At 63.4% G+C, this 11,951-nt stretch carries 5 protein-coding genes and 1 pseudogene; 3 read left to right on the plus strand and 3 right to left on the minus strand.

The features are described from left to right. Positions 1-157: 157 nt before the first annotated feature. Together G7043_RS41325 and G7043_RS41330 are read right to left on the minus strand one after the other, a co-directional pair. Complete coding sequence (locus G7043_RS41325) at positions 158-2,227, minus strand: ApeA N-terminal domain 1-containing protein (RefSeq protein ID WP_166054148.1); 2,070 nt, start codon at positions 2,225-2,227, stop codon at positions 158-160. A 169-nt stretch (positions 2,228-2,396) separates the two neighbouring features. Next, positions 2,397-2,909 carry a hypothetical protein gene (locus G7043_RS41330; RefSeq protein WP_166054149.1) on the minus strand — a complete coding sequence of 171 codons (513 nt, stop codon included), beginning with the start codon at positions 2,907-2,909 and terminating at the stop codon, positions 2,397-2,399. Positions 2,910-3,191: 282 nt separating this feature from the next. On the opposite strand from G7043_RS41330, the pseudogene G7043_RS41335 reads away from it, so the two are divergent. Beyond that, positions 3,192-4,350: pseudogene (locus G7043_RS41335) on the plus strand (IS3 family transposase). A gap of 175 nt (positions 4,351-4,525) precedes the next feature. After that, positions 4,526-5,986 carry a recombinase family protein gene (locus G7043_RS41340; protein WP_313888338.1) on the plus strand — a complete coding sequence of 487 codons (1,461 nt, stop codon included), beginning with the start codon at positions 4,526-4,528 and terminating at the stop codon, positions 5,984-5,986. Positions 5,987-6,406: 420 nt separating this feature from the next. Here the strand turns inward: G7043_RS41340 and G7043_RS41345 are convergent, their stop codons facing one another. Continuing rightward, complete coding sequence (locus G7043_RS41345) at positions 6,407-8,590, minus strand: P-loop NTPase fold protein (RefSeq protein WP_166054150.1); 2,184 nt, start codon at positions 8,588-8,590, stop codon at positions 6,407-6,409. Positions 8,591-9,883: 1,293 nt separating this feature from the next. On the opposite strand from G7043_RS41345, the gene G7043_RS41350 reads away from it, so the two are divergent. Then, positions 9,884-10,729 (plus strand): hypothetical protein, encoded by an 846-nt coding sequence (locus G7043_RS41350; RefSeq protein WP_166054151.1) that lies wholly within the window; start codon positions 9,884-9,886, stop codon positions 10,727-10,729. The last annotated feature ends 1,222 nt before the right edge of the window (positions 10,730-11,951 follow it).

Consider the following 11,951-nt stretch of genomic DNA (forward strand, 5'->3'; position numbering starts at 1 on the left):
GACCCGCCGGAAATGGGGAGGGCGCGGCGTGTCCTGCTCTGTCGCGCACCGCGCACCCGGTCCTGCGGAGCAGGTGGGACACGGCTGTTCGAAGATCCACACGTCAGCACCGTAGGGCTGCAAGTGTGGGCGAGCCAGGCCTGGGCGGGGGTCTCGTCTAGGCCGAGACCGGCCGGGCTGCGGGAAACCAGGCGCTGATCCGGTGCGGTGCCTGGATCGTGAGCTCGGTGAGCCGGTCTCGGTCGACGGCGGTCAGCTGGTGTTCGTCGAGCAGGACGGGTACCCGCTCGGGTTCGACGCCCGCCAGGGTGGGCAGCACCTGCAAGGCGGGTGCGAGGTGCCGGTGGCGGCGCCACCAGCCAGCGGGGAACGGCGCTGTGGCGGTGTGGTGGTCGTTGATCGCGATGAACAGGTCAGTCGCGCTCCATCCGAGCCGGCCGCCCGGCCCAGACTTGGGAGGCGGCGCGTGGGTGCCCAACTCGGCGGTCAAAGCGTTGACCACGTCCTCATAGGCGGCTCCGGTGGGCAGCGCCTCGTGGCGCTGGGCTGCGCCGGCGATCGCTTTCCAGTCCACCCACCCGGTTTTCGACCAGGCCGCGGCCGCGGCCTGGATCAGGGCGGCCATCAGTGGTGACGGATCGGGTTGCGGTGCTGCGTTCTCGGCGTCGAGCAACGGCAGCAGGTCGCGGCGGAGGGTGTGGGCCAGGCGGAAGCGCTGGTGGTGGACCAGCACGTCCAGATGTCGTTCGTCGATGCCGAGTTCGCGCAGGACCAACAGTTCGACCACAGCCGTAGTGACCCACAAGACGGTGACGGCGGCCGTGTGTCCGATGGCGCCGACCAGCCCGTCATGGGCGATGTTGTTGCGTGCGCGTGTTGTCGCTCGTGCCCACGCCTGCGCCTCGCGCGACAGGGAGGGTGGCGGTTGCGGCTCGGGGGAAGGACTGAGGTGGTCACCGGTCAGCAGTGGTGCGGCGTGCGGACCCAGCATGTCGGCCAGGCCGAGCAGCCGCGTGTGCAGGGTGGTGCGGCCTTGGTTGTGGAACCGGCCCAGGACGGCGTTCTCGTGCTCGGCCAGGTGCGGGTGCGCGGCGATGGCGGCGGTGACCCCGGCGACGATGTGTTGCCGCAGTAGTACGTAGTCCGCGTCGGGCATGGCGGGTTCGGACAGGGTTCCGTGGTGGGCGCGGTGCAGGGTCTCGGCTGCGGTCGCCGCAGCCATCAGCCGGGGCTCCAGCAGCGCGTTGCGGTCCCTGGCGATGGCCAGGCTGGCCAGTACCCCGTCCAGTCGCTCGGCGTTGCGCTGCCACCGGGGCAGGACCACGTCCAGGCGCACGTCGTCGAGGGTGAACAGCACCCGGCCCAACGGTGTGGTGTCGTGGCGATCGGCGGGCGGGAACGCGCCGTGCAGGGTCACCGTCCGCAGGTGTTCATCGTCCTGAGAGGACAGAGTGCCACCGGAGTCGTTGTCGGGTGCGGGGTGCACGGTCGCGGCTAGTACGCCCGCCTCGCGGCTGACCGCGAGGCCGACCAACCGGCGCAGCGAGCGGACGTGCCTGCGCAGGGTGTTGAGCGACACGGGTTCGGGCGTGCTCACCCGCGCCCGGATCGTCTCGGTGATCGTGATGGTGCTTTGCTCCGACGTGCGTTCGGAATTCATGCGCACGTCGGAAACCAGGGCGACGGTGACGCCGTCGTCCAGCGTCACGATGTGATCGAGAGACGGGCGACGCTCGACGAGCAGTGTGTCGTCGTCCAGGTCATGGGGCTGGTGCCTGCGGACGGTTCTGGCCGCAGACCAGTCACCGAGGTGTTGCAGCTCGACCTCGATGCCGGTGAACGCCGCGACGTCCTCGCCCGGCACCAGGTCCGCGCGTCGTTCGCGGGGCACTGGCGTGTCAGCGTCGAGGTCCGCAGGACGCCCAGGGTGCAACCAAGCCCCCACGATCACCACGGCCGCGCGTAGCGACGGCGCGCCCGTCGCGTGCAGCAGGGTGATCCGCAGGCCGTGTGCGGTCTGGCCGTGCACCGCGAGTGCCGCGTTGCCCGCAGCGGTGGTCCGCCACACGCCGTTGACCTGGTCGGCGAGCAGCGGGGGTGGTGTGGGTGGCAGCTCGAGAAAACCCCGGCCGTTCTCGTCGATGGTGAGAGTGCCAGCGAGAGAGCGGTGGTCCTGCTCCGGACGGTGATCGGCGACCCACCAGGTGCCGTGCAGGACGATGGCCAACCCAGAACCTCCTGCAACACCGCGGGTGATCAGGAACGTCAGTGTCGCAAGCCGACGGGGCTGCGTCGATCATCTCGCCCAGCGTGTGACCTGGGTGGAGCACCAGGAGCGGACAGGCCCGAGGTCATCGTCGCGGGGTGCGTGATGGCCTCGGGCCCGTGACCGGCGGCTAGGCGCAGACGCGTGCGCCGTTGGTGTGGAAGTTCGGCGTGCCGAAGTCCGAGGACAACCACGCCTGTACGCAAGCCGGGCTCTGCGAGTTCGCGAGCCGGACGTACCGGATCCAGGCGGTCGCGCCGGTGCTGCCGGGGGTCACCCAGTCGAGCGCTCCGGCGCTCTTGCCCTCCGACTCGACGCGCTGCTCCACGGTCACCGTGTCGGGGTAGTTGCCGCCATCCAGCACGACCCGCGACCAGTTGCCGTAGCACGACCACGACCACCGCATCTGCAGTTCGGCGATCTTCTTGCCGATGAGGTTCCCGCGGGTCCCGTAAATCGGTGTGCTGACGACCGTGAAGGGACTGTCACAGGTGGCGCTGTCACCATCGCCACCCCAGTCCGACGCCTGCGCCGGGGCTGCGGCCATCAGGCTCGTCGCGGCGACCAGCGCCATCGCCCCCATCGCCGTGAGCAGGGACCTGGCACGACGGCGGGGCGGCTGTGTCTTGGGCAGGGTCTTCACCTGTGCTCTCCTTGCTGGATTGGTGCGCGTCATGTGCATCCGCGCGTGCCGCGCTCCGGGTTGAGGAGTCCGCCTCGCTTCCGCCTCGCTTCCGCTGCGCGAGTAGGTCGCGGCAGTGGTGGTGCGCGTCGGGGACGTCCTGAACTGCAGCCGTTCACTTGTTCATCCCTGTGCCGCTCGAAAAGGGGTCTGCTGCACCGTTAGGTGACATCTTGACCTGCCCTACTGGATGGGTTCCAGAGTTGGTGGCTAACTGGCGGCCTGTTCGAGAGGCTGTGCACTGTGCCCCGTCCGTACCCCGCCGAGTTCCGAGCGCGTGCCGTCGCGCTGGTCCGAGCTGGCAAAGAACAGAAGCAGACCGCGGTGGACCTCGGTATCCATCCGGTGACGCTGTCGAAATGGGTCAAGCAGGACCGGATCGATCGCGGTGAGATTCCTGGCACTCCGAGCAGCGAGTCAGTCGAGCTGCGCGCCGCTCGACGGCGGATCCATGAGCTCGAGACGGAGTTGTTGATCGTGCGTCAGGCAGCGACGTTCCTGGGGAAGGAGCGTCCCCGCCCAAAAGGTTCTACCCGGTGATCGACAGGCTCACCGACGCCGGGATTCCGGTCGACCGTTCCTGTCGCGTCCTCGGGGTCGCTCGCCAGAACTACTACAAGGCCAAACGAACTCCGACGACGCCGACGGAGCTGCGACGCCGCTGGCTGACCGGCGTGATCCGGGAGGTGCACGTCGCCTCACGCGGCACCTACGGTCATCGACGGGTGCACGCCGAACTCACTCTCGGCATGGGCATCACCGTCTGCGAGCGAACCGTCTGGCTACTGATGAACCAAGCCGGTATCCACGGACTTCCCGGGCCGGCACGAGTGAAACAGCTCCGCGGTGTCGCCACCGCCGGTGACCTGGTGAACCGCAAGTTCCATCGACTGAAACCGAACGAACTGTGGGTCACCGACATCACCCAGCACAGGACAAGGGAGGGATGGCTTTACTGCGCCGCGGTGCTGGATGCGTTCAGCCGTCGGATCGTGGGCTGGTCGATCGACTCCACACAGGACTCAACCCTGGTCGTCAACGCACTCGACATGGCCATCCGCAACCGGCGCCCCGAGCCCGCGGCATCGTCCACGCCGATCACGGAACCCAGTTCACCTCCTGGGTCTTCGGCGACAAGATCCGCTCAGCCGGTCTGCTGCCATCCTTCGGAAGCGTGGGCGACGGCCTCGACAACGCGATGATGGAATCCTTCTGGTCATCGATGCAGATCGAGCTACTGAACCGTCAGCGATGGAAGACCCGCGTGGAGCTGGCCAACGCGATCTTCGACTACATCGAGATCTTCCATAACCGCCGCCGACGGCACTCCGCACTCGGCTACCTCACCCCAATCGAGTACGAACTACGCTCTGACCACGACACCATCACCGCTGCCAGTTAGCCACAACGACTGGAACCCTTCCGGTGGGGCAGGTCATCTGAGTCGGCTTGCCGTGATGGGGAGCTGGCCCGATGTCTGGCGTGACTCGCGCTTGGTCTGTTCGGGTAGAGGTGGACAGGACGTCGTCACGATGCCATTGGCATCTGGGTCTCGGTTTTGACCGAGGGAGCTGACTGTGGCCACGCTGACGAACGCCGAACTGGTTGCCGCGTTGACGGGACGTCGCCGTCCAGTGGCACCGCGTGAGAAGCCTGGCCTGCGTTTTGCGTTCTACGGCCGGATGTCGACGAGTGAGTTCCAGGATGTGCAGACGTCTCGCGCGTGGCAGCGCGCGGTGTCGGAGGAGCTGGTCGACGGCGTTGGCCCTGTCGTCGCGGAGTTCTTCGACGTGGGCGTGTCGCGACGCTGGCCGTGGCTGGACCGTCCGGAAGCTGCGGCGTTGCTCGCCGCTGCCGCAGACCCAGATCGTGACTTCGATGCGGTCGTCGTAGGCGAGTACGAGCGGGCGTTCCACGGTGATCAGTTCCGTGAGGTCGTATCAGGACTGAACGCGCTGGGTGTTGCGGTGTGGTTGCCGGAGGCGGGTGGTCCGGTGGAACTGGGTAGTCCGGTGCATGAGGCGTTGATGGTGTTGTTGGGTGCGCAGGCGCAGCGTGAGGTGGCGAGGGCGCGGCAGCGGGTGTTGGCGGCGATGCGGTCTCAGACGCGGTTGCAGGGTCGGTTTCTGGGTGGCCGTCCGCCGTATGGGTACCGGCTTGTTGATGGTGGTCGGCATCCGAATCCTGTGCATGGGCGGTGGGGTCGTCGGGTGCGGGTGTTGGCGCCGGATCCGGTGACGGCGCCGTGGGTGCGATGGATGTTCGCCGAGCGTGCTCGCGGGCGGGCGGTGGCGTCGTTGGCGCGGGAGCTCAACGAGCGTGGGGTGGCGTGTCCGTCGGGTGCGGATCGGGAACGGAATGCGCATAGGTCGGGGGAGCGGTGGATTGTCCGGACAGTGGGGATGATTCTGGAGAACCCGCGCTATACCGGCCGACAGGTGTGGAACCGAAGCAGCACGATCGGCCATGGAAGAGGTGGACGTGCCGGTGGCCGCGGTTCGGGGGCGCTGCGATACAACCCGGTTAGCGAGTGGGAGGTGTCCGAGCGGATCGCGCACGAGCCACTCGTCGATGACGAGACGTTCGTTGCGGTGCAGGGGATGCGAGTGGCGAAGCTGGCCAAGGACGGCGAGGTCCGACGCTATCTGCTTGCAGGCCTCGTGGTGTGTGGGCTGTGTGGCCGGCGGATGGATGGGCACTGGGTTCATGGGCGAGCGGGCTATCGATGTCGGCATGGCTTCACCAGTGTCAAGCGACGTCCCGACGGCGCACCGCGAAACTTCTACATCCGTGAAGATCACCTGCTTGAAGCGCTCCCAGGCCTACTCGAGCGGCTGGCTGGACCTGCGGAGGAGGACGTACTCGCGGGGCCGGTTGATCAACTCTACGAGCAACGCCTGCAAATCGAATACGACGGTCAGCGAGTGAAACTTCGACCCGCCTCACAGGTTGTGAAAACCGTGGAACCTGCCCGTCGCCCAGTCCAGTCGATGCTCGCGTTGGAATGTTGTGATGCCACGAAAGCGGCCGAAATATGAATTACCCCACGGGATCCTAATGAATCCCGTGGGGTAAGAGAATGTCCGAGACGAAGTCGCACACTATTCACCCGCGTAGTCCTTCCTGGCCCTGAGTAAGTACACCTGGCCCGCAACGCCTGAGGCCGTCCCGCGGTGGTTACGCGGGACGGCCTCAGGCGTTGCGCTTGCAGGGCCGCTAGCTGCGGGTATTCGCGCGGCAGGACACGGGACAGCTCGACCGGCAGGTGTCCTCCCTTCGAGATCACGTCTCGGGAGCGGGTAGGCCAGTGAAGCACCGCCGGGACGGCTGCTCGGTCTGAGCACGTCTTCGAGCACACTTGGCTCCGTGTTGCGGCGCGTGCTTCTGCTGGCCGCATGGACCAAACCGCCCTACGGCGACCTCGTCAGAGGAACGCTGAAGTACGGCGGTATGACTTCCTAATTCTCTGTTGTGCCACAACACTGCCGAATTAGCGCAGGTGTGAGTGGTCCGCCTTCCGGGTGTGAAACGACTTGGCGAAGCTCCTTGTTCTTTGCCAAGTCGCGTAGCTCCTCCGGGAAGTGATCGCCGAGCCATAGGTCATCTTGGATGCCTTCCACTGCCTGTGGAGATCGTTGCAGAAATTTGGCTATGCTCGGCCATCGCACCCTGATTATCGACCAAAGAGCCAAGGTGTTGGGCGAGACTGTGTTTCCTTCAAGTGTGCGCACAGATCGCAGTATGCTGTAGGTGTTAAGAAATAGTTTAATGCTTCGGGGATTGCCGTGTAGGAGGGATGAGAACTTCCGCAACGCGTGCTCAGTGTGTTTGCGGGTTTCGGCAGTTGTCAGTGCCAATGCAGCCTGAGGAGCTACGGCTTCACGTGCGTTCTGATTGAGGCTGGCTAGCGTTTGGATGATTGCGGTCTCGTCTCCGCCTGCGCTATTGATAGCCGAGCTTGCTGCGGCGACTTGTAGATTTGAATTATCGACTGCGAGTCCTAGTAGCTTACCGATGTATTCCATCTGGCTACCGCCTCCGAGTGAAGGCATCGGGACATTAAGTTGGAAGAGCTTGTCCGTGAATAGATGGCCGAGTGATCCGCCGGCTGCGGAGATCGGCGCTTCGAAGGTTGTGTAGGCGCTTTCGTAGCTCCTCCTGATCCAGGCGCCGTCTGCGGCCACAACGAAGTAGGCGGCGGGAGAATGGCTCTTTGCGAACGCTCCGTGGTGGCTCCGTGGAGCATCGCGTACGAGCGTGTGAACCGAGTCCATGAACTCGACAACGTAGTCTTCCCGGCAGCGGTCAAGGTCATCGGCGAAGAAGACCACAGGCTTCTTAGACTTCCGCAACAACCACTCGAAATGCACAGCGACCCTCGCCATGGGGTTGTTGTCGGTCTGTTCAAATAGGCGCGCTCCACGAGAGGAATCCCACAGCAGAATCCGCGCGGCTACGCGCGTGCTGGCCCAAAGGAACGTCCCCATTGCAAGTGCTGGCGTGAACAGCTTTATCAAGTCTCCGGTTGTTGGCGAGAAGCGTGCTGCTAGCCACCAAGTTACGTAACCTAAGCCACTGGTCAGTACTAGCAGAAGGACAACGGCTACGATATACGGCGCCCCGGATACGCGCGCCCTGGCCGCCATTTCGTGGACACGGAAAAATTGCCGCTTGACCCAGTTGCGATCGGCAAGGACGTGCTGCCTCAGGGATGTCAGAAGCGCCCACCAGGGTGGTGATACACGGGACTGTTGCCAGGCGTCAAACCACACCACTAGGAAAGGGGGCGGCGCCTCCAAGTGTTTGGCGAGCAACATCAGAACAGTGCTCTTGCCTGAGCCCCAATTTCCGTCGAGATGAACGAGCAGAGACGTGCGTGGATCTTGATGCTGCGCTTCACGGAGTCGAGCATCGAGCACGCGCGCTAGCGCGTCGCGCTTCAGATAGTCGGTAGTGGTCGCCGAATCGTTTGACCATTTTACTTCTGTTCCCTCAGTCTCCTCGTTTGAGGAACTGGAATCATCGTGGCTTGCTGTGGATTTGGAAGAAGACCGGTCCCTGAGGTCAGGCTCCTCGAACTGGAATCCTCCGGCTGCCCACTTTCTGTAGTCAAAATCTCTTCCAAATCCGCGGCCTGTTGTTTGAGGTCTAGCTGGTACCTCTGGGCTGTGTTCGTTGAACTGCCGAGCCAAGCTTGGGTGGTGAGCAGACCAGAGCTCGCTGCCTGAGGACGAATCTGCTACTTCCAGCTTTGCCACCACGGCATCCGCAATACCTTCAAGATCACTCGCATATGTCGATCGCGCAAGCGGTCTTCTCATGACCAAATCAAGTTTTGACCCGAATCTTACTGCAAGTTCGCTGGCGTCAAACTCATCTGGCTCGACGACAACGAGTATTAGTTTGCCAATTGGCGGTGATGTTCGTGAACCTGCTATTGCCAGCAAGGGGTCTTTAGGTAGCTCACGATCATTTGGTTTGGGGGCGTCGAATTCGAGGTAAAGATCTCTTGTGCTCACTATGACTACTACTACGCTTGCCTCTTGAGCTGCGTTGACTAGCCTGAGGTAGTCGTCAAATTCCTGCTTATCAGCTTGGACTCCCACGAATATGCCGTCACTAGAGTCGTATCGTCCTGCCACGGTTTCTCTTATGCGTTGCGCGTGATCGCGGTTGTGGTTGCGACAATTTATTAGTAATGCGGTTGTCATGGCCGGATCCTGGTGTATGGAGTCGCGTCGCAGAACTTTGAGAAGTTGGATAGGCTTGGGTTAGGTATTTGGCTGCGTCCGATTGGCTGCGAATGTACATCTGTGGCGAACTTGCCTGCTAACAAGATTGCCCTGGATAGATAGTGCAGGGTTGATCCTGGGCGCCCGTACACGACCGGGACTTGCGCTGAGCCCAGGGCTTGGGAGACTCCGGCGGCACCGATCTCAGTACTAGGTTCAACACGCATACCCCATTCATCGCTGCGCCAGCGTCGTTTGTTAGGCCCGACGGCTGGATCTGTAGAACGAGACTGGACCCAGCGGGTGGCTCAAGAGACAGCCAGCGACTCGTCCTAGCGCTGGGCGAGCTTGATCATCCTTGCTTGAGTGCGCTACGGCGCAGTGCTCGCCTTGATCAAGATGACAAGCTTCTCAAAGGGCCGAGCTGCCTGCGCTGGGCTCGGCATGCTTCCGTGGTGCGCCAGCGCAGCAGGGAAGACCGACATGCTTGTTGCCATCAGGCGAGCGCTGCTCCAAATGGGTGGACTTCCTCTGTCAATATCAGGTCGTTTGTAAGGGAAAGCCGTGTGTTGGCGCTTATGGATACACGCTAAACTGTGAGGTTAAACCACTGCATTGAGGGCAGAGAGGCGGTATGCCTGGTGCTGGAGGCGTTCGCACTGATAATCGGCAGGCGAGCGGCAACACACTGTGCGAAAGCTTGACTCGATGACCGACAAACTCGTGTGGAGCGAGACCCTCGGCTCTCAGACCTGCTTAAAGTGGTGTGGCAGATCGATTTGTGAAGCGAATGCTTTTCTGCATGGACAGCGGCGATGCGCGGCAATGCGCCTTGATGGGCCTAGGCGGCGTCGCCTGCGCATGTGGTCAACCTCTTTCTCCGGGCTGCACGTTCCAGGGTCGGGCTAAACTGGGCCTGTGAGGTCGAGTTGGTTCGTCGTGTTGGAGGAGGATCCGGCTTGGCCCTTGAACGGCGATCCGTGGTCACCCGACAGGTTCAGGGACGTCCTGCACATCGGTCGGCTGGAACTTGTTCGAGGCGCATCGCAGGCAGAGCCGAGCGACGTCGACGCGGCGATGGACTTGGGCCGCCTCGCGCACGGTGAGCTGGAGTCGTACGGCACGGACGGCAGCCAGACGCTCAGCGACGACGAAATCTCAGCGGTTCTGAGGACGCTGCGGACGGTCCTCAAGCGCCTGGGGGTGCCGTTCAACCCGCCTTTCCGGGATTTCAAGGGATTTCATGGCTTCTGGAGCGCTCAGGGGATGAGCGGCTCCGGTGGTTGGGGAGCTCGGCGCGGCTACCTGAACGAGCTGTTCAACCCGATCCTCGAACGGCTCGACGACCTAGACGACGAGCAGCGCGGGCGAAAGGGCCTGCGCGCAGTGGATGGTCAAATCCGCAACCTGATCTTCGCGTCCACCGGGCCGAAGCCGGACATCGTGTTGCGGGACGCGATCGACAACATCATCGAGGTCACCAGAAACGCCGAGCATTGCCTGTTCTACAACCGGCCCCTGGGATCCTCGGGATTGACCTGGGGCCAGCTGTGTGACTGGTGGCGTGCCACGAACAGCCTCGGCGACTCCTCGCAACAGGACGTCGCGAGGAGTCTGTACAACCGGCTCGCGGCGTCGGTCAAGGACAACCCTGTCGAGTACGCCCTGTTCCAGACCTACCGAGATCTCTATAAGTCTGAGCGGGGTGCTGACGTACCGGCACTTCTGCCGCAGGTCTACCTGCACTACGACCCTTCGACGTGGAAACAACGGGGTGGCCGGCCCGGCGTGCTCGCCAGGGAGCGGATGGACTTCCTGCTGCTGCTTCCCAACGGCGGCCGAGTAGTGATCGAAGTCGACGGCAAGCAGCACTACTCCGAGGGCGACACCGCCTCACCGCGGCTCTACTCGCTGATGGTTGCTGAGGACCGGAAGCTTCGGCTGCGCGGGTACGAGGTCTACCGATTCGGCGGGTTCGAGCTGGGGCAGCCAGACGCATCCGAGATGCTGCAGACCTTCTTCGTGGACCTGCTGAGCATCGTGCAATGAACCTGATCCGACCCGTGTTTCAGGTAGATCCAGGCCGTCGTGCTCGTTCGTCCTCGACCGCCGCAACAGATCTTCGATATCCGTGACACGATCGAGGACGCACTCCGCGACGAACCTTAGCCCGCGCGAGGTTGCGCCGCTTTCGACCGCTGGTCAGCCCGGACACGATACTGGGCTCGAACGCGATTTTCGGCTTGAGTCCGGCCGTGCGGCAGCGCAAGTCGCCGAGCCGAGCCCGCGTCAGCTCGCCGAGCAGCTCCTCGGCTCTTGTCCGCTCGAACTCCGCGACACAACCGTTGATGAAGCCATCGAGTGACTCCTGCATGGCGGTACGTGCGCCGCTGACCGTTCCCCCGAAGACGTACACGATCTAGAGCTACCAGATCACCACAGTTCAAGCTCCGGCGGGGCGGCCGAAGGATCCTGTGCATGCGCGCCCAGTGAGCCGGCCGTTCGGGAGTCGGCATTCGACCTGATCCATGGCTGGTTTGTAGTTGCTCTTTAGCGGGCTCAGATAGCGATCTGACGCTGGCCGAAATGATGTGGAACCCGCATTGCGTCCAGAGGTGTGCTCGATAGCGGGACCACAGGCCCAGCGGTTGACGCCATGAACGAAAAGGCGGATGAGGATCGAAGAATCCTCATCCGCTTGATCAACTCCGATGTCCGAGGACGAAGTCGCACACTATTCACCCATGTAGTCCTTCCGCGCCCTGAGTAGGTCGACCTGGCCCGCCGGTGCATAGGGCCCGTCCCGCAGTGGTTGTCCGGGACGGGCCCTTGCGACTCATCCATGGGCTGTGGACTAGGGCGACTTCGTTGTGGAACTGGGGACGGCCCCGCCAAGAACCCGTCCCGATCATCTGAGCGGATGTTGATGCACCAGATGACCGCGGCCCGTGCGAGCCGGGACACGTTGATAGCTGGCCGGGCTGAGTCGGTGATGAGTCCGCCTGAGTTGGTGCAAGCTCGGTGAGGGCATGTTCTGCCGCCAGAGAAGGCGCGCCGGGGCGACGCTTACGGGTCGCTAACAACGACGCACAGGCGTGTAGCGGGTTGACGATGACGTATGCGGATTCCGCTCCGGTGCAGATCGGGTCTGCTGCACCGTTAGGTGACAGTGGTAGTCACGCAGCCTGGCTGGCTGGCGTGGACATGATTACTTCGTATTCGATAGGGGTCAACCGGCCGAGAGCAACCTGGCGCCTGCGACGGTGGTAGG

The sequence above is a fragment of the Lentzea alba genome (assembly GCF_011067745.1).
Classification (GTDB): domain Bacteria; phylum Actinomycetota; class Actinomycetes; order Mycobacteriales; family Pseudonocardiaceae; genus Lentzea; species Lentzea alba.